The organism is Nonomuraea fuscirosea, assembly GCF_003001935.1.
In the GTDB taxonomy this organism is placed as follows: Bacteria; Actinomycetota; Actinomycetes; order Streptosporangiales; family Streptosporangiaceae; genus Nonomuraea; species Nonomuraea fuscirosea.
In genome coordinates, this window is sequence record NZ_PVNG01000024.1 from 161,315 (window position 1) to 185,425 (window position 24,111).

Annotated in this window: 22 protein-coding genes; 11 read left to right on the forward strand and 11 right to left on the reverse strand. The window is 71.8% G+C overall.

The window, feature by feature from the left end:
• Window positions 1-1,035: an NADH-quinone oxidoreductase subunit B family protein gene (locus B0I32_RS43750; protein ID WP_106249734.1), complete on the reverse strand. Its 1,035-nt coding sequence runs from the start codon at window positions 1,033-1,035 to the stop codon at window positions 1-3.
• Between the two features lie 214 nt (window positions 1,036-1,249).
• Here B0I32_RS43750 and B0I32_RS43755 point away from each other — a divergent pair, with 214 nt between their 5' ends.
• Window positions 1,250-1,684 carry a hypothetical protein gene (locus tag B0I32_RS43755; RefSeq protein ID WP_106249735.1) on the forward strand — a complete coding sequence of 145 codons (435 nt, stop codon included), beginning with the start codon at window positions 1,250-1,252 and terminating at the stop codon, window positions 1,682-1,684.
• Window positions 1,685-1,794: 110 nt separating this feature from the next.
• Here the strand turns inward: B0I32_RS43755 and B0I32_RS43760 are convergent, their stop codons facing one another.
• The 3 genes from B0I32_RS43760 to B0I32_RS43770 all read right to left on the reverse strand — a co-directional run bounded on the left by B0I32_RS43760 (window position 1,795) and on the right by B0I32_RS43770 (window position 5,115).
• Window positions 1,795-3,138 (reverse strand): MFS transporter, encoded by a 1,344-nt coding sequence (locus B0I32_RS43760; RefSeq protein WP_281262663.1) that lies wholly within the window; start codon window positions 3,136-3,138, stop codon window positions 1,795-1,797.
• Window positions 3,039-3,701: a nucleoside/nucleotide kinase family protein gene (locus tag B0I32_RS43765; protein WP_219912315.1), complete on the reverse strand. Its 663-nt coding sequence runs from the start codon at window positions 3,699-3,701 to the stop codon at window positions 3,039-3,041. Before B0I32_RS43765 ends, B0I32_RS43760 begins: the two co-directional genes overlap by 100 nt.
• Before the next feature lie 205 nt (window positions 3,702-3,906).
• The gene (locus tag B0I32_RS43770) at window positions 3,907-5,115 is read right to left on the reverse strand and encodes a cytochrome P450 (RefSeq protein WP_106249739.1); all 1,209 of its coding nucleotides are present in this window, start codon (window positions 5,113-5,115) and stop codon (window positions 3,907-3,909) included.
• Window positions 5,116-5,367: 252 nt separating this feature from the next.
• On the opposite strand from B0I32_RS43770, the gene argG reads away from it, so the two are divergent.
• The 5 genes from argG (at window position 5,368) to B0I32_RS43795 (ending at window position 10,939) form a co-directional block, all read left to right on the forward strand.
• Window positions 5,368-6,834 (forward strand): argininosuccinate synthase, encoded by a 1,467-nt coding sequence (argG, locus tag B0I32_RS43775; protein ID WP_106249741.1) that lies wholly within the window; start codon window positions 5,368-5,370, stop codon window positions 6,832-6,834.
• Window positions 6,835-7,407: 573 nt separating this feature from the next.
• Complete coding sequence (locus B0I32_RS43780) at window positions 7,408-8,217, forward strand: SAM-dependent methyltransferase (RefSeq protein ID WP_245956411.1); 810 nt, start codon at window positions 7,408-7,410, stop codon at window positions 8,215-8,217.
• Between the two features lie 109 nt (window positions 8,218-8,326).
• Complete coding sequence (locus tag B0I32_RS43785) at window positions 8,327-8,737, forward strand: ATP-binding protein (RefSeq protein WP_181308412.1); 411 nt, start codon at window positions 8,327-8,329, stop codon at window positions 8,735-8,737.
• A 160-nt stretch (window positions 8,738-8,897) separates the two neighbouring features.
• Window positions 8,898-9,773, forward strand: coding sequence for a sulfotransferase family protein (locus B0I32_RS43790; RefSeq protein WP_106249746.1), 876 nt, complete (start codon window positions 8,898-8,900; stop codon window positions 9,771-9,773).
• Window positions 9,770-10,939 carry a glycosyltransferase family 4 protein gene (locus B0I32_RS43795; protein WP_106249748.1) on the forward strand — a complete coding sequence of 390 codons (1,170 nt, stop codon included), beginning with the start codon at window positions 9,770-9,772 and terminating at the stop codon, window positions 10,937-10,939. Before B0I32_RS43790 ends, B0I32_RS43795 begins: the two co-directional genes overlap by 4 nt.
• 33 nt (window positions 10,940-10,972) lie before the next feature.
• On the opposite strand, the gene mltG is transcribed toward B0I32_RS43795, so the two are convergent.
• The 3 genes from mltG to B0I32_RS43810 form a co-directional block, all read right to left on the reverse strand.
• Window positions 10,973-11,875 (reverse strand): endolytic transglycosylase MltG, encoded by a 903-nt coding sequence (mltG, locus tag B0I32_RS43800; RefSeq protein WP_106249750.1) that lies wholly within the window; start codon window positions 11,873-11,875, stop codon window positions 10,973-10,975.
• Window positions 11,872-12,384: a SigE family RNA polymerase sigma factor gene (locus B0I32_RS43805; protein ID WP_106249751.1), complete on the reverse strand. Its 513-nt coding sequence runs from the start codon at window positions 12,382-12,384 to the stop codon at window positions 11,872-11,874. The genes mltG and B0I32_RS43805 overlap by 4 nt, the downstream gene beginning before the upstream one ends.
• A gap of 75 nt (window positions 12,385-12,459) precedes the next feature.
• Window positions 12,460-14,097, reverse strand: a complete 1,638-nt coding sequence (locus tag B0I32_RS43810) for an ABC-F family ATP-binding cassette domain-containing protein (RefSeq protein ID WP_106249753.1) — start codon at window positions 14,095-14,097, stop codon at window positions 12,460-12,462.
• Between the two features lie 341 nt (window positions 14,098-14,438).
• Here B0I32_RS43810 and B0I32_RS43815 point away from each other — a divergent pair, with 341 nt between their 5' ends.
• The gene (locus B0I32_RS43815) at window positions 14,439-15,659 is read left to right on the forward strand and encodes an acyltransferase family protein (protein ID WP_106249754.1); all 1,221 of its coding nucleotides are present in this window, start codon (window positions 14,439-14,441) and stop codon (window positions 15,657-15,659) included.
• A 9-nt stretch (window positions 15,660-15,668) separates the two neighbouring features.
• Window positions 15,669-15,827 (forward strand): hypothetical protein, encoded by a 159-nt coding sequence (locus tag B0I32_RS58290; protein ID WP_181308413.1) that lies wholly within the window; start codon window positions 15,669-15,671, stop codon window positions 15,825-15,827.
• On the opposite strand, the gene B0I32_RS43820 is transcribed toward B0I32_RS58290, so the two are convergent.
• Window positions 15,811-16,464, reverse strand: coding sequence for a class I SAM-dependent methyltransferase (locus B0I32_RS43820; protein ID WP_106249756.1), 654 nt, complete (start codon window positions 16,462-16,464; stop codon window positions 15,811-15,813). The genes B0I32_RS58290 and B0I32_RS43820 overlap by 17 nt on opposite strands.
• Before the next feature lie 222 nt (window positions 16,465-16,686).
• Here B0I32_RS43820 and B0I32_RS43825 point away from each other — a divergent pair, with 222 nt between their 5' ends.
• The 3 genes from B0I32_RS43825 (at window position 16,687) to B0I32_RS43835 (ending at window position 18,395) form a co-directional block, all read left to right on the forward strand.
• Window positions 16,687-17,049 (forward strand): BlaI/MecI/CopY family transcriptional regulator, encoded by a 363-nt coding sequence (locus B0I32_RS43825; protein WP_106249757.1) that lies wholly within the window; start codon window positions 16,687-16,689, stop codon window positions 17,047-17,049.
• A complete protein-coding gene (locus B0I32_RS43830; protein WP_106249759.1) occupies window positions 17,046-17,912 on the forward strand; it encodes a M56 family metallopeptidase in 867 nt (288 codons plus the stop codon). Before B0I32_RS43825 ends, B0I32_RS43830 begins: the two co-directional genes overlap by 4 nt.
• A gap of 63 nt (window positions 17,913-17,975) precedes the next feature.
• Complete coding sequence (locus B0I32_RS43835; RefSeq protein ID WP_245956412.1) at window positions 17,976-18,395, forward strand: VOC family protein; 420 nt, start codon at window positions 17,976-17,978, stop codon at window positions 18,393-18,395.
• 259 nt (window positions 18,396-18,654) lie between these two features.
• On the opposite strand, the gene B0I32_RS43840 is transcribed toward B0I32_RS43835, so the two are convergent.
• The 3 genes from B0I32_RS43840 to kdpB are packed head-to-tail and all read right to left on the reverse strand — an operon-like array spanning window position 18,655 to window position 24,110.
• Window positions 18,655-21,189 carry a sensor histidine kinase gene (locus tag B0I32_RS43840; RefSeq protein WP_106249760.1) on the reverse strand — a complete coding sequence of 845 codons (2,535 nt, stop codon included), beginning with the start codon at window positions 21,187-21,189 and terminating at the stop codon, window positions 18,655-18,657.
• Entirely contained in the window at window positions 21,186-22,013 is an 828-nt protein-coding gene (locus B0I32_RS43845) for a potassium-transporting ATPase subunit C (protein ID WP_106249762.1), read from the reverse strand. Before B0I32_RS43845 ends, B0I32_RS43840 begins: the two co-directional genes overlap by 4 nt.
• Window positions 22,014-24,110 carry a potassium-transporting ATPase subunit KdpB gene (gene kdpB, locus B0I32_RS43850; RefSeq protein ID WP_106249764.1) on the reverse strand — a complete coding sequence of 699 codons (2,097 nt, stop codon included), beginning with the start codon at window positions 24,108-24,110 and terminating at the stop codon, window positions 22,014-22,016.
• Window position 24,111 lies beyond the last annotated feature (1 nt).

Here is a 24,111-nt window from a genome sequence, read left to right on the forward strand (position 1 = left end):
CTAGTTGCCCCAGCGGGGGTCGTACCCGCTGGTCAGCTTGCGCCCGTTGTGCCGCCACTTCGGCTCCTTGTTGGCCGAGCGGTTGGTGATGGAGCGGAGCCTGCGGATCAGCGAGCCGTACGTGCCGCTCACCGCCGCCGACACCGATCCGCCGGGGGGTTCGTCCATGAAGGGCATGAACTTGTCGGGGAAGCCGGGCATCGTGCAGGCGATGCAGACGCCGCCCACGTTGGGGCAGCCCCCGACGCCGTCCATCCAGCCGCGCTTGGTGACGTTGCAGTTGACCACCGGGCCCCAGCAGCCGACCCGCACCAGGCATTTGGGCGAGTTGTAGTCGTGCGCGAAGTCGCCCTGCTCGTAGTAGCCGGCCCGGTCGCAGCCCTCGTGCACGGTCTTGCCGAACAGCCAGGTGGGACGGAGCATCTCGTCCAGCGGGATCGTCGGCGCCAGGCCGGCCGCCTGGTAGAGCAGCCAGGTGAGGGTCTCCATGAAGTTGTCGGGCTGCACCGGGCAGCCGGGCACGTTCACGATCGGCAGGCCGCCCGCGGAGCGGAAGCCGGAGCCCAGGTAGTCGCCCAGGCCCATGGCGCCGGTGGGGTTGCCGGCCATGGCGTGGATGCCCCCGTAGGCGGCGCAGGTGCCGATCGCGACCACGGCCCACGCCTTGGGCGCCAGCCGGTCGATCCACTCGTTGACGGTGATCGGCTCGCCGGTCACCGGGTCGTTGCCCATGGACGTCCAGAAGCCGTCGCCGTTGATCCGCTCGTTCGGGATCGACCCCTCGACGACCAGGATGAACGGCCCCAGCTCGTCCCGGGCGGCCTGGTGGAAGGCGGCCATGAAGGCGTCGCCGACCTCGGTGGCCAGGACCTTGTTGTGCAGGTGCACCTTGGGCAGGCCGGGCACGAGGCCGAGCAGCACGTCCTCGATGCTGGGCAGCGTGGCGGCGGTGACGGACACGGTGTCGCCGTCGCAGCTCAGCCCCTCCGAGGTCCACAGAATGTGCACCTCGTCGAGCGCGGTGGATGTCGTCATGGCCCAACCCCCCGATCGGCCACTCCAGGTGATGCTCCATCACCTCTCCGTAGCGCACATACCGCTCAGAACGCGCCCGCAAACCCGGAGCCGTAACATGACGCAAGGTGAGCATTCTGTAGCGCACCGTGTCATAACCTGCGCTTGCGCGAGAAGGCGGGTGCGGGCGGACACTCGAAGTGACCGCCTCATCGCCCGACCGAGGAGGCTCCTCGTGCGCGACGGGTTCGAGTCCCGAGAGTCCTGGCCCTTCGAGTGCCTGCGCTGCCTGTATGTCTGGGAGGAGGACTACCTTGTCCGTCACGTGACCGACGACCACGGCAACGAGGTCGAGGTCTGGCTCAGCGCCGGAGTGACCGTGCAGCCGCCCTGGTCGGGGATGGCCTGCCCGGCGTGCGGCGCCTACCGCCTGACCTCGTTCCCCGCCCACTACCTCAGCCGGCATCCCGAGCTGACGGCGGCGCCCGACCCCGCGCCGCTCGCCAGAGCGCCGGTCGTCCCCGCCGGGGACGCGGAGCCGTCGATGACCGCGCCGGTCGTCCGGGTGCCGCTGCCGCGCCGGATGCTCATCGCACTCGGCGTGCCGGTGATCGCCTTCGCCGGCTACGAGTTCTACCGGTACGTCTTAGCCCCTGTCGGCCATCACTAGCGCCGGTACGTTTCAGCCCCCCGCCGGCGCGGATCAGCCCTCGTCGGGCAGCACCGGCCCGCTGCGGCTGCTCTCAGCGGCCGGGCAGCACCGGCCCGCTGCGGCTGCTCTCAGCGGCCGGGCAGCCCGCGCAGCGAGCGCAGCGGCGAGGCCAGCCCGATCGCGGTGCCGGCCAGCATCAGGCAGGACGTGACGACCAGCGTGGCCCGCAGGCCGAGCGCAGCGCCCGCGGCACCGCCGAGCAGCGCGCCGAGCGCCTGACCGCCGTAGGCCAGGAACCGCCAGGTGGCGTTGGCCCGGGAGAGCAGTTCCGGCGCGATCAGGGCCTGGCGGAGGGTCTGCTGGTTGACCCCGTACAGGCTGGGGCCGCTGCCGCGCAGGACCTGTGACACGACCAGGACGGCCACCGTCACGGCGAACGGGCCGGCCGCGGCGGCGAGCACGAGCCCGGCGGCGGAGGCCAGGCCCATGCCGGCGATGAACGTCGGCCCGGGGCCGAAGCGATGGGTGACACGGGTGGCCACCAGCGCCCCGGCGATGGAGGCCACGCCGCCGATCGCGACGAGGACACCGATCAGGCTTGCCGACAGCCCCAGGTCGTGGACCAGATAGAGCACGAGCACGACCGCCTGCGCCTGCCCGGCGAACGCGCCCACGGTGGCGGCCAGGATCACCGCCCGCATGACGCGGTCGGCGAACACCGCGCGCAGCCCTTCGGCGATGTCGGCCCGCAGGCGCACGGGGCCCCGCTCCCCCGCCACCCGTGGCCGGCCGGCCACGCCGATGCGGGTCTTGAGCAGGGCGGAGATCGCGAACGAGACCGCGTCGACCGCGATGGCGACCGGAGCGGTCAGCGCCGACACCAGCAGGCCGCCCACCGCCGAGCCGGTGGTGTTCACCGTGGCGTTGCTCAGCATGAGCGTGCTGTTGGCGGCGAGCAGCCGCTCACGCGGGACCAGCGAAGGGGTGAAGGACTGCGCCGCCACCGACTCGAAGAGCCCGGCCACCCCGGCCAGCGCCACCACCGCGTACAGGTGCCACATCCGCAGCAGGCCCAGGGCGGCCAGCACGGGCAGCGCCCCGAGCAGCAGCACCCTGACCGCGTCGGCCAGCACGATCGTGCGCCGGTACGGCAGGCGGTCGACCCACACACCGGCGGGCAGCCCAAGGACGAGGTGCGGTAAGAGGCCCACGGCGCCGAGCACGCCCATCTCCGTGGCCGAGGCGTCCAGGTACAGCACCGCCGTCAGGGGCAGCGCGACCGTCGTGACGCTCGACCCCAGCAGCGACACGGAGTTGCCCAGGAACAGCCGGCGGAAGTCGGCGTGCGCGGCCAGCAGCGCCCTGGGCCGGCTCAGGAGATGCCCAGCCGGTCGAAGTCCACCAGCAGGTCGGCGGCGTCGCGGGTGGCGCGGATGGCCGCGGCGTTCGGCTCGTCCACCTCGGCGACCCAGCGCACGGCCTCGTCCGGGGTCTTGCCGAACCGGACGTGCCTGGTGGTCAGGCGTTCGAGGCGGATCCGGTCGTCGAGGTCGGCGTACCAGACCTCGGTCATCGCCTCCTTCACCCGCCGCCACGGCTCGCCGGGCAGGAGGAGGTAGTTGCCCTCGCTGACGACGACCCGCGCCCGCGGCGGGACGGGGATGGCACCGGCGATCGGCTGCTCGATCTCGCGGTCGAACGAGGGGGCGTAGACGACGTCGCCGGTCTCGGCGCGCAGGCGGCGCAGCAGCGCCAGGTAGCCATGGCCGTCGAACGTGTCCACGGCGCCCTTGCGGCCCCGCCGGCCGAGCCGTTCGAGCTCGACGTCGGCCAGGTGGTAGCCGTCCATCGGCACCCAGACGGCCGGCAGCCCGGCGTCGGTCAGCGCGCCGGCCAGCCAGCCGGCCAGCGTCGACTTGCCCGCGCCCGGGCAGCCGGCGATGCCGATCAGCACCCGCCCGCCGCCGCGCGCCAGCGCGCGCACCCGGTCGAGCAGCCAGGCAGCACTCCCGTCGGATCCGGCCGAACGGCTCAAGGCACTCTGGTCGGATCCGGCCGAACGGCTCAAGGCGCTCTCGTCGGGTCCGGCCGAACGGCTCAAGGCGCTCTCGTCGGGTCCGGCCGGACGGCTGGTGGCGCTCCCGTCGGGTTCCGCTGAACGGCTCAAGGCGCTTCCTCGGATCGGGGCCGGGGGTCGGGATCATTATCGCGTGCCCGCGCCGATCCCGATCCGCCTCCGCTCACCAGGTGACGGGCAGCTCGTAGACCCCGTAGACCTGGCCGTCGTGCTTGAACGGGATCTCCTCGATCGGGGCCGCCGGCGCCAGGGTCGGGATGCGCCGGTAGAGGGTGCCGTAGACGACCTGCAGTTCCAGCCTGGCCAGCGGCTGACCGAGGCACTGGTGCACGCCGAAGCCGAAGGCCACGTGGCGGCGGGCGTCGCGGCTCACGTCCAGCTCGTCGGGGTCGGGGAACACCTCGGGGTCGCGGTTGGCGATGTCGTTGGGCATGATGATGCCCTCGCCCGCCCTGATGACCTGGCCGGCGATCTCGATGTCCGCCGTCGCGACCCGGCGCCGGCCGCTGTGGGTGATGTTGAGGTAGCGCAGCAGCTCCTCCACCGCGCCCGCGACCAGCTTGGGGTCCTCGCTCTCGCGCAGCACCGCCAGCTGTCCTGGATGCCGCAGCAGCGCGAGGGTGCCGAGCGCGATCATGTTGGCGGTGGTCTCGTGTCCGGCGATCAGCAGCAGCACGCCCATCTGGGCCGCTTCCCGGCGGGTCAGCTCGCCGGAGCCGACCCGGGCGGCCACCTTGGACAGCAGGTCGTCGGCCGGGTGCTCGATCTTCTTGCCGACGAGCCCGTCCAGGTACTCGAACAGGCTCCCGAACGCGACCGCGCGCTCCTCAGGGGTGGCGCTGCGCTTGATGACGGTCTTGCTGTTGTCCTGGAAGAAGCCGTGGTCCGCGTACGGGACCCCGAGCAGCTCGCAGATCACCAGCGACGGCACCGGCAGCGCGAACGCCTCCACCAGGTCCACCGGCTTCGGCCCCGCCAGCAGCTCGTCGATCAGCCGGTCCACGATCCGCCGCACGGCCGGCCGCATGCCCTCGACCCGCCTGACCGTGAACGCGCCCTGCACCATGCGGCGCAGCCGGGCGTGCTCGGGGTCGTCCATGAGGATGAAGCTGAGCGAGCCCCCGCCGGTGCCGGCGGTGTGGATCGGATAGCCGGGCCGGGTGACGTCGGCGCTGACCTGCGGATGGCCGAGCAGCGCCTTCTGCTCGGCGTGCGTGGTGACGAACCACGGCGTGCTGCCGTCCCACAGCCGCACCTTGGCCAGCGGCCCGTGGCGGCGCAGCTCCCGCAGCTCGGGGGGCGGATCGAACGGGCACGCGGCCGCCCTGACGCCGGGGAACTCCGGAACCGCCTCGTCCACGGTGACCTTCATCGGTGCCCTTCCTTGACCCTCGGCCTGTCTCGCAGTGACGCCATCTGTCGATCTGAGGCGATATCAGCCAACCAAGCAGGTCGGACCCAGTCAAGCAAGTGACTTAAAGTTTGCCTCCCGGGCCACCCCCGCGCACCGGCGACGCGGCCCGAGGGGTGGCGCTCCTCCCGGACGAGACCTTCGACACACCGGCCCGGTTTCTTGGCCGACCTCATTGAATGGTCATGCAGTCGTATGTATATACTTCTACTCGTGTCCAAGATGCTCACCTCTCTCCCAGTAGGCGAACGGGTCGGGATCGCCTTCTCCGGCGGCCTCGACACCTCCGTGGCGGTCGCGTGGATGCGCGAGAAGGGTGCGGTGCCCTGTACTTACACCGCCGACATCGGCCAGTACGACGAGCCCGACATCGGCTCGGTGCCCGGTCGCGCCAGCGCGTACGGCGCCGAGATCGCCCGGCTGGTCGACTGCCGGGCGGCCCTGGTGGAGGAGGGTCTCGCGGCGCTGTCCTGCGGGGCGTTCCACATCCGCTCCGGTGGCCGCACCTACTTCAACACCACCCCGCTCGGCCGGGCCGTCACGGGCACCCTGCTGGTGCGCGCGATGCTCGACGACGGCGTGCTGATCTGGGGAGACGGCTCCACCTTCAAGGGCAACGACATCGAGCGGTTCTACCGCTACGGCCTGCTCGCCAACCCGTCGCTGCGCATCTACAAGCCGTGGCTGGACGCCGACTTCGTGCACGAGCTCGGCGGTCGCACGGAGATGTCGGAGTGGCTGCTCGCCCGCGACCTGCCCTACCGGGCCAGCACGGAGAAGGCGTACTCGACGGACGCCAACATCTGGGGCGCGACCCACGAGGCCAAGGCCCTTGAGCACCTCGACGCCGGCATCGAGCTGGTCGAGCCGATCATGGGCGTGCGGTTCTGGGACTCCGAGGTGGAGATCCCGGCCGAGGACGTCACCATCGGCTTCGAGCGCGGCCGGCCGGTGACCATCAACGGCAAGGAGTTCCCCACCCCCGTCGACCTGGTGCTGGAGGCCAACGCCATCGGCGGCCGGCATGGGCTGGGCATGTCCGACCAGATCGAGAACCGGGTGATCGAGGCCAAGAGCCGGGGCATCTACGAGGCTCCCGGCATGGCGCTGCTGCACGCCGCCTACGAGCGGCTGGTCAACGCCATCCACAACGAGGACACCCTGGCCAGCTACCACAGCGAGGGCCGCAAGCTGGGCCGGCTGCTCTACGAGGGCCGCTGGCTGGACCCGCAGTCGCTGATGCTGCGCGAGTCGCTGCAGCGCTGGGTCGGCACGGCGGTCACCGGCGAGGTGACACTGCGGCTGCGGCGCGGCGAGGACTACTCCGTCCTGGAGACCTCCGGCCCCGCGTTCAGCTACCACCCCGACAAGCTGTCCATGGAGCGCACCGAGGACGCCGCGTTCGGGCCGCTCGACCGCATCGGTCAGCTGACCATGCGCAACCTCGACATCGCCGACTCGCGCGCCAAGCTGGAGCAGTACGCCGTGGTCGGCATGGTCGGCAGCCCGCACGAGACGCTGCTGGGCGCCACGCAGGTGGCCGCGACCGACCTGATCGGCGCGATGCCCGAGGGCGGCGCCGAGGCCATCGCCGCCCGTGGCGAGGTGCCGTCGCCCGGCGACCTGCCCGACGACGAGGAACTGCTCGACCAGGCCGCGATGGAGCTCGGCACCGACTGAGCCCACCACCGCCTTCCTGGAACCGCGCCCCGGCCGCCCCGGGGCGCGGTTCTTCTCATCCCGACGCCCGCGCACCGCCGCGAGGCCGCGGCGATCGTCCGCCGGGAGGGCGGGGGTTTCGGCGCCGTGCGGGACCGAGGCGACCGGCGGCGCGATGACCGGATTCCGCCGCCACGCGGAGCGGTGACGATCTTCGGCGCGCGGAACGGCTTCCGTCCCGCTCGATCCTTGGAACGATCTTCAACCGGCCGGAAAAGGCCGCCGGGCCGTGATCAGAGATCACCATTCTGCCACCGAACAACCCTTCTGACCTGGTACGAGACCGGCAGTAAGCTGTCGTTCACCGGCGAATTCGATCAACGCCGGACAGATGGCCCCAGACGCGGATCCTTCCCACGATGATTCTGGTAACAAACATTTCCCAAGATAACCGGTCTATCGTGTTGTCATTCACTGGAATTGTTGGAACATATGGTTCGAGTCATCGAGTGAGGTCCATAGATCGCATACCGGAAAAAGGGTAGCGGCGAGGGGAAAGGGGCAACGCTCATGCATCAGCGTGCTGTCCGAAACTTGGCCAAGCTCGAAACCACGCAGGCCAGGATCACCCGCCTTTTCGACGCGGCGGCCGGCGGGAAGAACAACTTCCTGGCCGACAAGGACACGGTGCGCCATTTCGATCAAGCCACCCCCGCCCTGACGAACGCGGCCCGCGCGGTGCTCGAGTTTCTGTCCCGGATGATTCGCCATCTTGCCACCGTCGAGGGCATCGACCAATTCATGATCGTCGGCAGTGGCATCCCCAGTGGCCTTCCGGCTGGAAATCGGTTACATGATCTGGCCCGCCGTACCGCCGTCTCGGATCCGCGCGTCCTGTACGTCGAGAACAATCCGATGGTCGTCGCCATGGCTCAGGCCACCATCGAACCGTTCACCGATCTGGTGCGCGTGGTGGAGGGCGACGCCAGGGAGATCGACGACGTGCTGCGCGACCACGTGGTGCAGACCTTCCTCGACTGGGACCGCCCCATGGCCGTGCTGCTGCTGTCGGCCTACAGCCTCGACGACGACGAGCACGCCCACTACGTGATCAAGCGCCTGCGGCACACCGCTCCCGCCGACAGCTTCCTCGGCCTGCTGCACACCACGTTCGACGGCATCCCGCCGGAGCTGCTGCCCGCCATCCGCGACATGCTCACGATGACGCTGCCCCATCTCGCCATCCGTTCCCGCGAGGAGGTGGCGGCTCTGCTGGAGGGGCTCGACCTGGTGGAGCCCGGTCTGGTGTGGGTGCCCGAGTGGCGTCCAGGCGACGGCGACCTCGCCTGCCGCGACGAGCCCAGCTCGTCCGGCAACTTCGGCGCCGTGGCCCGCATCCCCTGAGAATCCGCCCCCTTCCCCGAGAATCTTCCCCTCACGCATTCACAAGAGCGAAGGTGAGCGATTATCGTGGAATTGGGAGCGCTCCCAAAAGCCGAGAGATGTGATGCGTATGGCCCTCCAGCCAGGGTCCCTGTCCGCCCCGCCGGTCCGCACGGTGGAATACCTGCTGCCGTCCGTGCCCGCGGGTGTGGGCGAGGCCCGCTCCCTCGTCCGCTCCGACCTGACCCATTGGGGCCTCACGCACATCATCGACGACTGTCTGCTCATCGTGAGCGAGCTGGTCACCAACGCCGTCCGCCACGGCGGCTCCGCCTACGCCCTGCGCCTGGAGACCCGTGCGGGCCGGCTCTACGGCGAGGTCTTCGACCCCGGCGAGGGCATCCCCGCCCAGCGCTCCCCCGGCGTGGACTCGCTCTCGGGCCGGGGGCTGCAGATCGTCGCCGCGATCGCCGACGAGTGGGGGGTCACCGCGGCCAACGACGGCAAGGTCGTCTGGTTCTCGGTGGACTGCGCCGCCTGACACCGTCTCAAGCCGCGTCCGCCCCTTGACGCGCTCTCACCCCTCCTGACGTCACAAGTGCGCCGAAACCGCCACCTCTGCGTCATTCCGTCCGCACGACCCCTCCGACCTGGTACATCCCACAGGCAATCTCCAGGTAAGCCGGGTAATCTCCCTCGGCATGAAGTGGCAGCGCACAATAAACGGCGCGCTGGCCAGGTACACAGGATTCCAGGTCAACCGAGTAGGTAAAGCAGGGCAAGCGGCGGCAACCCCGGCGAAGGTCCCGGCCAAGCGGCCGGAGACGCCGTTCCGTCCGCCGGCGGATCCCGAGACCGACCGCCTGCTGCGGGCACCGGTGTTCATCATCTCCCCGGTCCGGTCAGGCTCCACGCTGCTGCGGGCGATGCTCAACGCGCACCCCGACCTGCACGCTCCCCATGAGCTGCACGTGCGCCGGTTGCGGGTGGAATTCGATACCTCGCTGGCCGAGAGGGCGATGTCCGCCCTCGGACACACCAAGGCCGATCTGGAGCATCTGCTCTGGGATCGGGTGCTCCACCGCGAGCTCGTACGCAGCGGCAAACGTTTCATCGTCGAGAAGACCCCGGCCAACGCGTTCGCCTACGAACGCCTGTCCGCCTGCTGGCCGGACGCCCGGTTCGTCTTCCTGCTGCGTCACCCCGCCTCGATCGCGACCTCCTGGCACGAGGCCAGCCCCGACAAGCGCACTCCAGAGGAGGCCGCGGCGGACGCGCTGCGTTACATGAAGGCCGTGCAGCGGGCCCGCACCGCGCTGCCCGGCCTGACCGTGCGCTACGAGGAGCTGACCGCGGAACCGGAGCGGATCTCCCGCGGCATCTGCGACTTCCTCGGCCTGCCCTGGGCTCCCGAGCTGCTGTCCTACGGCAGACCCGAGGTGGTGACCAAGGGCCTGGGCGACTGGAAGGACAAGATCCAGTCGGGCACCGTGCAACGGGGCCGCGACCTGCCCCGGGCGGAGGAGATCCCCGACGGGCTCAAGGCCATGTGCCGGACCTGGGAGTACCTCTCGTGAAGATCCGCTACATGCTGCTGCACGCGTACGGGATGGGCGGCACCATCCGCACCGTGGTCAACCAGGCGCATGCCATGGCCGAGGCGGGCCACGACGTGGAGATCGTCAGCGTGGTCCGCCGCCGCGACGAGCCGCAGTTCGCCATCGACCCGCGGGTCCGGCTGTCGGCGCTGGTGGACCAGCGCGACGGCGTCGTCCAGGACTCGCTGGCCAGGAAGGTGTGGCGGCGCGCCCGCGGCAAGATCGTCCCGTACGGCGAGTTCGCCGCCGAGTACTTCACCGAGCGCGTGGAGGGTGCGGTCATCGACTACGTCTCCTCCCTCGGCGACGGCGTCCTCGTCACCACGCGCCCGGCGCTCAACCTGATCTCGGCCCGCCGCACGCCGGCGAGCGTGATCCGGGTCGCCCAGGAGCACATGAACCTGGCCTCCTACCACGAGGCCGTACGCGAGCAGATCGCCCGCCACTACGGCCGCTTCGACACCATCGCCGTGCTGACCGAGACCAGCCGCAAGGAGTACACCGGCCTCCTCCCCGGAACGCCGGTGGTGCGCATCCCGAACGCGGTGCACATGGACGACCGCGAGCACAGCCGGCAGCAGAACCCCGTCGTGATCGCCGTCGGCAGGTTGGTGCCCCAGAAGGGCTTCGACATGCTGATCACCGCCTTCGAGACGGTCGCCCGCGAACATCCCGGGTGGAAGCTGCGCATCTTCGGCACCGGCCCGTCGAAGGAGCGGTTGCAGGCCCGCATCGACGAGGCCGGGCTGGGGAAACGCGTCCGGCTGATGGGCCGCAGCAACCGCATCCACGACGAGCTGGCCAAGGCGTCCGTCTACGCGCTCAGCTCGCGGATCGAGGGGCTGCCGATGGCGATGATCGAGGCCATGGGTCACGCCCTGCCGATCGTCGCTTTCGACTGCCCGACCGGGCCCGCCGACGTGCTGACGCCTGGCAAGGACGGGGTGCTGGTGCCGCCGCGCGACACCGACGCCCTGGCCGCCGCGCTCGGCGACGTGATCGCCGACCGTGACCTGCGGGTGCGGATGGGGGCCGCCGCCGCGGAGACGGCCTTCTCCTACACCCCGCAGGTCGTGATGCCGCTCTGGGAGGAGCTGTTCGCGTCGCTGGAGCACGGGCGCGCGAACGGCTCGAAGGCGGGCTGACCTCGGCTGAACCGGCCGGTTCAGCCGGCCGGTTCAGCGCTCGGCGCGTTCGACGAGGTCCGCGTACTCCGCCTCGGAGGTGGCGTACTTCAGGGCGCCGGTCTTCGGATCGACGGCGACGAAGTACAGCCAGGGCCCCTGGGCGGGGTGCAGGGCCGCTTTGAGCGCCGCCGTCCCGGGAGACAGGATCGGACCGGGAGGCAGGCCGCGATGCCGGTAGGTGTTGTACGGCGTCCGCTGCTTGACGTCCTTCAGGGTCGCCCGGGTGCCGTACTCGCCGAGCCCGTACAGGAGCGGGCTGTCGATCTGCAGATACATGCCGCGATCCAGGCGGTTGCGGATGACGCGCGCCACCTTGGGCATGTCGGCCTCGGTGGGCGACTCCGCCTGCACGATGCTGGCGATGACGACGAGGTCGAGGGGCGCGGGCCGGGCGTCCAGGCCGAGCCTGGCGGACTCCGTGCGGAAGCGGGCCACCATCGCGGCGAGGAGCTGCTCGGGGGTGGTGGCGTCGGTGTACTCGTACGTGCCCGGATGGGCGAAGCCCTCCAGCCGGCCCTCGGCGTAGAGGGGCAGGCCCAGCGCCCGGCCGTCCCGCGCGGCCCGTTCGAAGGACTCGCGCGGTCTGCCGGTCACCCGGGCGAGCCGGCCGAGCAGGTCGGCGAGACGGATCCCCTCCTGGACGGTGAACCGGTCCGGCCGCGGTCGCGGCTGCCCGGCCGCCGGCGGGGCCGGCCGGTCCGGCTCCGACAGGGTCCGGACCGCGACGGTGCCGCCCGCCGCCAGCACCACGACGGCGGCCGCGGCGGCCAGGGCGACACCCCGCCGGTGCGCGCGGGGCGGGGGCAGCGTGCGCAGGAACCGCTCGGGGTGCGGTGGCCGCTCCTCGTCCGCCAGTTCGGCGAGGGTCTCGCGGAGCAGGTCCTCGACGTTCATCGCAACTCCCTGACAGTGTTCAGCTCGGGGGCGGACTGCTTCAGCCGCTCCAGCGAGCGGTAGATCTGGCTGCGGACCGAGCCCACCCGCACACCCAGCAGGCGGGCGATCTCGGTCTCCGACATGTCCTCGAAGTAGCGCAGCACGAGCATGGTCCGCTGCCGCGGTGTCAGCCTGGCCAGCGCCGCCCGCATGGTCAGGCGCAGGTCGGCGCTGTCGGCGTGCCCGTCGCGCGGCACGTCGGGCTGCTCGGCGGTGCTCAGCTCGACGATCTTGGCGCGGCGCCGCCACCGGCTCACTTGTTCGTGGTACATGGCGCGCCGGACGTAACCCTCGATGGCCGCCGGGTCCCGCAGGCCGCGCCAGCGCGCGGCCGTCCTGGCCAGAGCCGACTGCACCAGGTCCTCGGCGGCGTGCCGGTCTCCGGTCAGCAGGTACGCGGTGCGGAACAGCGCCCCCGACCTGTCGATGATGAACTGCCGGAAGTGCGCCGCAAATCCTGGATCCACCCGGTCCTCCTCACGATGTCACCGGCAAGGACGCGGCTGGACGGCGAAACTATGCCTCCTGCGGGATATGTCCGCTCACGCGAGCTCGGTCAACCGGCCCTCCGACAACCGCAGCCGCCGCTCGACCCCGATCCCGGCCAGGAACCGCTCGTCGTGGCTGACCACGATGAACGCCCCCTCGTACGCGTTGAGCGCGCTCTCCAGCTGCCCGACGCTGACCAGGTCGAGGTTGTTGGTGGGCTCGTCGAGCAGCAGGAGCTGGGGCGCGGGCTCGGCGCACAGGACGCAGGCCAGGGTGGCGCGCAGCCGTTCGCCGCCCGAGAGCACCCCCACGGGCAGGTGCGCCTTGGCGCCCCGGAACAGGAAGCGGGCCAGCAGGTTCATCCGGTCGGCCTGGGGCAGCTCGGGGGCGGACGCGGCGAAGTTCTCCGCCACGGTGCGGTCGACGTCGAGCAGGTCGAGCCGCTGCGACAGGTAGGCGATCCGGCCGTCCGCCCGCCTGATCAGGCCGCTCTCCGGATCGAGGCCGCCCTCGACCAGGCGCAGCAGAGTGGACTTGCCGGCGCCGTTGGGGCCGGTCAGCGCGATGCGCTCGGGCCCGCGCACGGTCAGGTCCAGCCCCTCGCCGGCGTAGAGCGACCGTCCGTCGTGTCCCGCCCGCAGCCGTTCGCCGTGGAAGAGCGTGCGGCCGGCCGGGACGCGCGTTCCCGGCAGCTCCAGCACCAGCTTCTGGTCGTCGCGTACGGCGCGCTCCGCCTCGTCGAGCCTGGCCTTGGCGTCGCCGACCCGCGCGGCGTGGGTCTGGCCCGCCTTGCCCGCCGCCTCCTGGGCGCCGCGTTTCATGTTCCCGGCGAAGATGCGGGGCAGGCCGGCGTTCTTGAGGTTGCGTGCGGCGTTGCTGGCGCGGCGCTCGGCCCGCTCCCTGGCCTGCTGCATCTCCCGCTTCTCGCGCTTGAGCTCCTGCTCGGCGTTGCGCACGTTCTTCTCGGCGGCCTCCTGCTCGGCGCGCACGGCCTCCTCGTACGCGGTGAAGTTCCCCCCGTACGAACGCAGCTCGCCCTCGTGCAGCTCGGCGATGCGGTCCATCCGGTCGAGCAGCGCCCGGTCGTGGCTGACCAGCAGCAGGCAGCCGTTCCACGTCTCCAGCACGCCGTACAGGCGCTGCCGGGCGTCGAGGTCGAGGTTGTTGGTCGGCTCGTCGAGCAGCAGCACGTCGGGACGCCTGAGCAGCTGCGCGGCCAGGCCGAGCGAGATGGCCTGGCCGCCGCTGAGCGTGTCGAGGGTGCGGCCGAAGCCGAGCTCGCCGAGGCCGAGGCGGTCGAGCTGGGCCCTGGTGCGCTCCTCGATGTCCCAGTCGTTGCCGACCGTGGTGAAGTGCTCCTCGCTCGCGTCGCCGGCCTCGATGGCGTCCAGCGCCGCGATCACGGGCGCGATGCCCAGCACCTCGGCCACGGTGAGCCCGCCGGAGCCCGGCCCGGCCGAGAAGGGCAGGGTCTGCGGCAGGTAGCCGAGCGTGCCCTGGACGGACACCGAACCGGCGGCCGGCCGGTACTCGCCGGCGATCAGCTTGAGCAGCGTGCTCTTGCCCGCGCCGTTGGGGGCCACGAGCCCCGTGCGGCCGGCGCCGACGGTGAAGGACAGGTTCTGGAAGACCGGCACGTCGCCGGGCCAGGAGAAGGACAGACCGGAACAGACGATGAAGGCATCGGACATGGCGAGAGACCTCGTACGGGTACGCGGGCGCGCTACGGCGATCGCCCGGTGACGGAACCCCGATGAGCGGGGGCGGGGACGGTGGAACGACGGCATGGCCCGCGCGGCGGCGGCATGGATGCGCCCGCCGGGGCCGGTCATCTTCCGGTATCACCCGGAGATGTCGTCGTCACCTGCCATGTCGGCTCTCCCGTGTACGTGATCAGAGGCGCTCGATCGAGACGTGCGCAAGCGCGGCAACGGCACTCGATCAAAAGCGCATACCACCATAGCAGCCGCATTCGCCCCACCCCTCCCGTTAACGGGATGGCAGGACCTTAAAGGTTCGGTAAATTGCCGGGGTGACCCCCGCCGCGCACGATTCCTCACTCGCGTCTGCCCGCCCGCGCCTGGCCTGGCTGGACGCCCTGCGGGGGATCGCGGCGCTCGCGGTGCTCGCCGAGCATCTGTTACAGGCCGTCATGCCCTCGCTGCGCCCCTACTGGTGCAATCTGGGCATCTACGGCGTGCTGGTGTTCTTCCTGGTCAGCGGGTACATCATTCCGTTCTCGCTGGAGCGGCGGGGTGATCTGCGGGCGTTCTGGATATCCCGCGCCTTCCGCCTGTATCCGCTCTATCTGGCGGTCATCGTCCTGACCCTCGCGCTGTCGTGGTGGATCCCGGTGCGGGAGGCCGTCCCCCGTGATCTGACGGCCGTGGCCGCGCATCTCACCATGCTGACCGATGTGGTGGGCGTGGCCGCGGTGGTCGATCCGATGTGGACGCTGTCGTACGAGATGGTGTTCTACCTCGTGGCCGCCGCCATGTACGCGGCCGGCGTGCACGCGCGCGGCGGGGTGGCCGCGCTGCTGTTCGCCGCCGGCGCGATGGTGGCGGGGCTGGTGCTGTCGGGCCCGCCGATGGCCGGCGACTGGCCCGTGTGGGTGTCGAGCGCCGGCTTCGCCGCCGGCCTGGCCTGCGTGCTCGCGCGGCGGGCCGCGATGGCCGCGACCTGCGCGCTGGGCGCGGGGGCGGTCGTGCTGCTGTTCGTCAGCGGGCGCACGCCCTGGTTCGGCGCGGCCATGCTGGCGGTCATGTTCATCGGGAACGCGGTCAACCGGTGGGAACGCGGCACGGGACGGCTCTGGCCCGTCGTGCCCGCCGCCGTCCTGGTCGCGGTGGCGCCGGTGTGGGCGCCGCAGGCCGGATGGTGGTGGGTGCGGCCCAGCGTGTGGATCACCACGCTCACGCTCACGGCGCTCACCTTCGCCGCCGGCATGGCGCTGCGGGACCGACGGGTGCCGCGGGCGCTGGCGTGGCTGGGGCTCGTCAGCTACTCGCTCTACCTGACGCACGTCCCCCTGCTGAAGGTGCTCATCGCGGTGGCCGGCGACCTGCGCGCCGCCTCCCTGCCCGTCCAGGCGATCGCCACGGTGCTCGTCACCGGGGCCGTGCTGGCCGTCAGCTGGGCCACCTACCGGCTCGTCGAGGTGCCCGCGCAGCGGCTGGGCCGCGCGCTGCTGAGCAGCCGGGAACCGGTCGTCCGCGCGTCCGCGCCGGTCGCAGCGGGGCCCGGATGTTAGCGTCCGCCTATGGTTGTCCCTCCGCCCGACGACGAGTGCTCGGGGCGGGCCACGCGGCCCACGCTGGGGCGCCGCGTGCTGCTGGTCGTGGGCGCGGTGCTGCTGGTGCTGCTGTCGGTCGCGATGGGGGCCGCCTCGTTCCTGCTGTCCATCAGAGGGGTGCGGTGAACGGGGCCGGGGCGCGACCGTACACCGAGATCCCGTAGGGACGGCCGTTCCCGCGTACGACCAGCTCCTCGATCGGGCGCAGCGGCCCCGCCGCTGCGAAGTGGCGGTGCAGCCGCCTGGACTCGGGGAACGGGTGGGAGGCCACCAGCACGCCGCCGGGCTCCAGCAGGCCCGCCAGCCGCCCCGAGACCAGGCGCAGGCTGCGTGAGCCGCCCACGTAGTAGAGCATCTCGGTGCAGACCACCAGGTCGAACGCGCCCTGCGGGGCGTGCCTGCGGATGTCCAGGCAAGCGAACCGGGCGGCCGACGCGGCCCGGCCCTCGGCGCTGCGGACGGCCTGCGCCGAGATGTCCACGCCCAGCGTCTCCGCCGCCGGGTGGGCCTTGGACAGCAGGTCCGTGAAGACGCCCTCGCTGCAGCCGACGTCGAGGATGCGGGCGTAGTCGCGCCGGGGCAGGCAGCCCAGCAGCGCCGCGTGCCGGTCCAGCTCGTAGCTGTCGCTGGTGTAGCGCCAGGGGTCGGGCCTGCGGTGCCACCAGTCGAAGTAGCGGCGTACCGACTTCTGCGCGCCCGCGGCGGGCAGGCGGGACAGCAGGCCGAAGAATGCGCGGTGAAGGGCGTCGCCCGCCTTGGCCATGTCACTCCTTGGGTCGCTTTGGGGCACTCCTTTTCTTCTACGACAAATGTCGTAGCTGCGCGCGGCCTGGTGTGCGACTGTCTGAAGATGCGCACGGCCTGTCGCGTGACTTCCTGGAGACGCCCACGGCCTGCCACCGGCCCGCCACCGGCCTGCCACCCGATGGAGGATGGGATACGGTTCCGGCAGAGGGGCCGGCGATGGCGATGGAGGTGCGGTTCGATGTCGCGGCGCAAGCTCGGGCAGCTGGAGGCCGAGGTGCTCGCCGTGCTGGCCGGGGCGGACGGGTTCCTGTCGCCCAACGACATCGGTGACCGGCTGGCCGGCGGGGCCGCGTACACGACGGTGAACACGATCCTGTTCCGCCTGCTGGACAAGAACATGGTCGACCGCGAGAAGCGGGGGCGGGCCTACGTCTACCGGCTGACCGCCGACGAGCCCGGCCTGGCCGCCGAGCGGATGTTCGGCCACCTGCGGCTGGCGCACAACCCGTCGGCGGTGCTCAGCCAGTTCGTCCACGGCCTCAACCCCAAGGAGGAGGAGGCCCTGCGCGCGCTGCTCGACGAGACGGAAGGGCAGCGGTGAACCTGGAGATCTACCTGCCCACCGCGCTGCTGGCGCTGGGCACCCTGGTCGTCGCGTGGCGGCAGCCCCGCATGCATCCCGCCTGGACGGCGCGGATCCTGATCCTGTTCATCGGCGGCTCCGCGCTGGCCGTGCTCGGCCTGCTGGCCTTCCTCGTCGTGATGGCCACCGGCGTCTGGACTCCGGCCAAGGCCGCGCTGGCGGGCGGCCTGCTGGCCGACAACGGCCGGGTGCCCCTGCCCGTGGGGGTGGCGGCGGGGGCGCTGCTGGTCCTCATCGCCGTGGCCGTGACCTGCTCCGCGCTGCGCTGGCGGCGGGAGCTGCGCGAGGCCAGGGCCGTGGGCACGGGCGTCGTCGCCGACGAACGGCCGTACGCGGTGGCCGTGCCGGGGCACGACGGCGGGGTGATCCTCTCCAGCGGCCTGGTCGGGATGCTGTCCCGGCGCGAGCTCGAGGTCGTGTTCCGCCACGAGGCCGCCCACCTTGAGCACCGCCACCACCTCTACCTCATGGCCGGCTCCGTCTTCACCCGCGTCTTCCCCTGCCTGGCCTATCCGTACCGGGCGCTGCGCTACGCACTCGAACGCTGGGCCGACGAGGAGGCCGCCGTCGCGGTCGGCGACCGCGTCCTGACCGCGCGGACCATCGCCCGGGTCGCCCTGGCCCAGCCTCCCGCCGCCCCGGGCCGGCTCGCCCTCACCGGCTCCCATGTCACGCGCAGGGTCACCGCGCTGCTCGGACGCACCCCGCCCGACAGCCGCATCGCTGGGCCCGTGCTGTTCGGCGGCGCGTGGATGGCCGCCGGCAGCGCCATCTCCCCCACCGTCACCCATCACGTCAACCTCGTCCTGGTGCTGCTGTGACGCCTCCGCTCCTGGTCGGAAAACCGCTGTCTCAACGGTGGAGGTGGCGAGTACGGTGTCGCTGTGGCCGCTGATCGCGTGCGGCGACGGCTCACGGAGACGGACGCGAAGGAGCCCATGGTGCCAGGCGCTGTGCTGCGAGGCGTGACTCTCGACTGTGCCGACCCGCGGACGCTGGCGGGCTTCTACGGTGCGCTGACCGGGATGCGGGAACTCTTCGCCGCGGACGAGTTCGTCGCCCTGACCAGCGGCTCCGGCTGTGATCTGGGGTTTCAGAAGGTCGAGGGATACCGGGCGCCGCAATGGCCTGGCCAGGACGTGCCGCAACAGTTCCACCTGGACTTCCGCGCCGACGACCTTGACGCGATGGAAAAGCGCGCGCTGGAACTCGGCGCGACCAAACCGGACCATCAGCCCGGCGACGGACGCTGGCGCGTCCTCCTGGACCCGGCCGGCCACCCCTTCTGCCTCACACCTTCCTGACATCACCCGCGTTGACGGCGCTCAGGCCGCGCCCTGCCACTCGCCTCGCAGGATCTCCTCGTAGAGCGTGATCAAGGCCGGACTCGGGTCCAGGCCCAGGCGCGAACTCCACCACCTCGTCGAGTCACGCGAGCGCCTCGGCATGCCGGCCCTGCCCCGCGAGCGCTTGGACGTCGATCCGCAGGCTCGGCACGCCCAGCGCCGGGATCCCCTCCGCAGACCCCTCCGCCCGCCGCCCCCGCCGGATCAACCCGCCCGGTCAACCGGCGGCGACGGGCAGGCTGAGGGTCATGGTGAGCCCTCCTCCTGGCGTCTCCTCGGGGACGAGGGCGCCGCCCATCGCCTCCGTGAGCCCGCGCGACAGGGCCAGGCCGAGCCCCACCCCCGCATGGTTGTCCCGGTCCCCGAGCCGCTGGAACGGCTGGAAGACCCGGTCGTACGCCTCGGGTGGCAGACCGGGCCCGCGATCGGCGACGCGTACCTCGACCCGCGCCCCGTGCCGCCCGGCCGTGACGCTCACCCTCTCCCGCGGCGGGCTGTAGCGGACGGCGTTGGACATGAGGTTGACCAGGACCCGCTCCAGCAGCACCGGGTCGGCCAGGATGTCGGGCAGCCCGGCGGGGACGTCCCACTCGACGCGGTCGCGCACGGGACCCAGGTCGTCGGCGGCGCGTGGGATGATCTCGTCCAGGGCGACGGGTTCGGACGCGACACCGAGCACGCCGGCCTGCAGGCGGCTCATGTCGAGCAGGTTCGTGACAAGGCGGTCGAGTTTGTCCAGGGATTCGGCGGCGGTGGCGAGCAGTTCGGCGCGGTCCTGCGGCGACCAGGCGATCTCGGTGCCGCTCAGGCTCTCGACGGCGGCCTTGGCCGAGGCGAGCGGGGTGCGCAGGTCGTGGCTGACGGCGGCGAGCAGCGCGGTGCGCATCCGGTCGGCCTCGGCCAGTGGGCGGGCTCGTTCCGCCTCCTCCCGCAGGCGTTCCTGGCGCAGGGCGACGGCGGCCTCGGCGGCGAATGCCTCCAGCACCGTACGGTCGGCGGCCTCCAGCGGCCCGCCCTTGGCGGCCATGATCATATCGTCGTCGATGACCACGTCGATGTCGGACCGGCCGGGACAGGTCGCGGGCTCGCCACCGGAGGTGGCCACGATCCGCCAGGCGCCGGGGTCGGCCCGGACGTCCGGCGTGCGGGCGGCCTCCGGCCGGCGTTCCAGCAGCGTGACCGAGTCCAGACCGAACGTCTCACGCATGCGCGCCAGCAGGGACGGCACGGCGGCCTGGCCGCGCAGCACGTGCCCGGCCAGGGTGGACAGCAACTCGGCGTCGGCCCCGGCGCGGGCCGCCTGGCGGGTGCGGCGGGCGGCGAGGTCCACGATCGTGCTCACCGCCGCCGCCACCGCGACGAACACGACCAGCGCGAACAGGCTCTCCGGGTCGCTGATCGTGAACTCCCCGAGCGGCGGGGTGAAGTACCAGTTGAGCAGCAGCGACCCGCCCACGGCCGCGGTGATGGCCGGCCACATGCCGCCGGCCAGCGCGACCCCGATGGTCAGGCAGAGGAAGAGCAGGATCTCGCTGGGCAGCGACAGCACGTCGCGAAACGGCGACAACGCCAGCGTCAGCAGCGGCATCCCGGCCACCGCAAGCACCCAGCCGCACAGCCGCCGCGTGCGGGTGAGCGCGGCCCGTGAGCCGGCCCGCCGGCGCCGCCCCTGCCTGGCCTCCTTGTGGCTGATCAGGTGGACGTCGATGGAGCCGGAACGGGCGGTGGTCTCCACCCCGACGCCGCGTGAGAGGATCTGCGCGAAGCGGCCCCTGCGGGAGGCGCCGAGGACGAGCTGGGTGGCGTTGACGCCGCGGGCGAAGTCGAGCAGCGCCCGGGGGACGTCGTCGCCGACGACCTGGTGGTAGCTGCCGCCCAGGTTCTCCACCAGGGTGCGCTGGCGGGCCAGGCTGGCCGGGTCGGCCCCGGCGAGCCCGTCGGCGCTGGTGACGTGGACGGCCAGCAGGTCGGCCCCCTTGGTCCGGGCCGCGATGCGGGCGGCCCTGCGGACCAGGGTGTCGCCCTCGGGCCCGCCGGCCAGGGCGACCACCACGCGCTCGCGGGTCTCCCAGGTTGTGGCGATGCCGTGGTCGGCGCGGTAGCGGTCGAGCTGGTCGTCCACCTCGCCGGCGACCCACAGCAGGGCCAGCTCGCGCAGCGCGGTCAGGTTGCCGACGCGGAAGTAGTTCGCCAGGGCGGCGTCCACCTTCGCGGAGGCGTACACGTTCCCGTGCGCCATGCGGCGGCGCAGCGCTTTAGGCGACATGTCCACCAGCTCGACCTGGTCGGCCCCGCGCACCACCTCGTCCGGCACGGTCTCGCGCTGCGGCACGCCCGTGATCTGCTCGACGACGTCGTTGACCGACTCCAGGTGCTGGATGTTGACCGTGGAGACGACGTCGATGCCGGCATCGAGGATCTCCTCGACGTCCTGCCAGCGCTTGGCGTTCTTCGAGCCGGGCACGTTGGTGTGGGCCAGCTCGTCGATCAGCGCCACCCGGGGCCTGCGAGCGATCACCGCCTCGGCGTCCAGTTCGGTGAACGCCACGCCCCGGTGCGTCACCGTCCGGCGCGGGATCACCTCCAGGCCATCCAGCAGGGCGGCGGTACGGGGGCGGCCGTGAGTCTCGACGAGCCCCACGACCACGTCCCGGCCTCGTTCGACGGCTCTGCGGCCCTCGCCGAGCATCGCGTACGTCTTGCCGACCCCCGGGGCCGCCCCGAGGTAGACGCGCAGGCGGCCCCGGCTCATGACCGGTCGAGCGCCAGGTTGAGTTCGAGCACGTTGACGGCGGGCTCGCCGATGAACCCGAGCACGCGGCCCGCGGTGTGCTCGGCGACCAGCGTCCGCACCCGTTCGAGGGCGATGCCGCGTTCCCTGGCCACGCGGGGCGCCTGGAGGTCGGCGTAGGCCACGGAGATGTGCGGGTCCAGGCCCGAGCCGCTCGCCGTCACCGCGTCGGCGGGGACGGCGGGCGCGCCGGCGTCGCCGCGCACGGGGACGGTCCGGCCGGCCGCGTAGTCCACGCCTGGTCGGCCGCACTCGACCCGCAGCCCCTGGTAGGTGGCGACGAAGGGGACGGTGGGACAGGGCTGGTTGACGCTGACCGCGTGGCCGGGGAAGACCTTCAGCACCGCGCCGGCCCCGCCGGGCGTGCAGTACGGACGGGCGCCGCTGACGCCCTCCAGCTCCCCGGCCGCCTTGGAGCGGGCGCAGACCCGGGTGAGCAGCGACTGCCTGCCCGGCTCCCCCGGCCCGGGCAGGATGTCCACGACGTCCTCTGGACCGAGATTGGAGGCGCCGGTGGCGGTCGGGTCGTAGCCGTCGCCGGCGGCCGAGGGACGGGACTGGAAATACTTCCCGACCGGCACGCCGCGGGCGTCGGTGAAGGACTGGCCGATGAGGGCGCTGCCGGCGTCCCCGCCGACGAGTGAGCCGTTGGCGGAGCCGTGGAACAGCACCTGGGCCAGGCCGGTGACGGTCAGTGGATAGATCAGGCCGAGCAGCACCGTCAGTACGGCCACCGCGCGGATCGCGGCGAGGTGCGGGCGCAGCCAGGCAGGCAGACGTTGCATTCAGCTCATCCCCGGAAGGAACTGGACCAGAAGGTCGATGATCTTGATGCCGGCGAACGGCGCGACGATGCCGCCGAGGCCGTAGACGTACAGGTTGCGGCTGAGCAGCCGGGACGCGCTGGCCGGCCGGTAACGGACGCCGCGCAGCGCCAGGGGGATCAACGCGACGATGACCAGCGCGTTGAAGACGACCGCGGCCAGGATCGCGGACTGCGGGCTGGACAGGCGCATGATGTTGAGCGCGTCCAGGCCCGGATAGACGGCCGCGAACATGGCCGGGATGATCGCGAAGTATTTCGCGACGTCGTTCGCGATCGAGAACGTGGTCAGCGCGCCGCGCGTGATGAGCAGTTGCTTGCCGATCTCCACGATCTCGATCAGCTTGGTCGGGTCGGAGTCGAGGTCCACCATGTTCCCGGCCTCCTTGGCGGCGCTCGTGCCCGTGTTCATGGCCACGCCGACGTCCGACTGCGCCAGGGCGGGCGCGTCGTTGGTGCCGTCGCCGGTCATCGCGACCAGCCGGCCGCCCTCCTGCTCCTTCCTGATGAGCGCGAGCTTGTCCTCGGGGGTGGCCTCGGCCAGGAAGTCGTCCACGCCGGCCTCGTCGGCGATGGCCTTGGCGGTGAGCGGGTTGTCGCCGGTGATCATGACGGTACGGATACCCATCCGGCGCATCTCGTCGAACCGTTCCCGCATGCCCCGCTTGACCACGTCCTTGAGGTGGATCACGCCGAGCACCCGGTTCCGCTCGGCCACGACCAGCGGGGTGCCGCCGGAGGCCGAGATGCCGTCCACGAGCCGGCCGACCTCATCGGCAGGCCGGCCGCCGGCCTCGCGGACCCACGCCAGCACTGCGGACGCGGCCCCCTTGCGGATCTGCCTGCCCTCGATGTTCACTCCCGACATGCGGGTCTGTGCCGTGAAGTGCACCCATTCGGCGCCGTGGAGGTCCCGTTCGCGCAGGCCGTAGCGTTCCTTGGCGTGGACGACGATCGAGCGGCCCTCGGGCGTCTCGTCGGCCAGGCTGGACAGCTGCGCCGCGGCGGCGAGTTCGCCTTCGCCGACCCCGGCCACCGGGACGAACTCCGACGCCTGCCGGTTGCCCAGAGTGATCGTGCCGGTCTTGTCCAGCAGCAGCGTGGACACGTCACCCGCCGCCTCGACGGCGCGCCCCGACATCGCCAGGACGTTGCGCTGCACCAGGCGGTCCATGCCGGCGATGCCGATGGCCGACAGCAGCGCGCCGATGGTGGTGGGGATCAGGCAGACCAGCAGGGACACCAGCACGACGCCGGTGACGCCGTTCGCGTCCAGGGCCGGGGAGTCGGGCACGCCCGGGTTGACCAGCTTGGAGTAGACGGCCAGCGGCTGCATGGTCGCGGTGGCGACCAGGAAGACGATCGTCAGCGCGGCGAGCAGGATGTTGAGCGCGATCTCGTTCGGCGTCTTCTGCCGGTTCGCGCCCTCGACCAGGGCGATCATGCGGTCGACGAAGCTCTCGCCCGGCTGCTGCGTGACGCGGACGACGATCCGGTCCGACAGCACCCTGGTGCCTCCGGTCACGGCGCTGCGGTCGCCGCCGGACTCGCGGATGACGGGGGCGGACTCGCCGGTGATGGCCGATTCGTCCACTGAGGCGATGCCCCGCACCACGTCGCCGTCGCCCGGGATGATCTCTCCCGCCTCGACGACCACGAGGTCGCCCGGTCTGAGCTCGGACGCGCCGATCTCGTCCCACTCCGCCGCATCCCCGCTCCTCAGACGTCTGGCTCTGGTGCCGGTCCTGGCCCGTCGCAACGTGGCCGCCTGCGCTTTGCCGCGTCCCTCGGCGACGGCCTCGGCCAGGTTCGCGAAGATCGCGGTAAGCCACAGCCACACCACGACGGCCCAGGCGAAGAACGACGGCCGCAGGACGGCCAGGACAGTGGTGAACGCCGCGCCGATCTCCACGACGAACATGACCGGGTTGCGCCACAGCGTGGCGGGATTGAGCTTCTTCAGCGCGTCGGGCAGCGCCACGAGCAGGTGCCGGGGGTCGAGCAGGCCGCCTGCCCGGCCGGTCCGCGCCAGGGGTTTCTCCAGTACGGGGGCTGACATG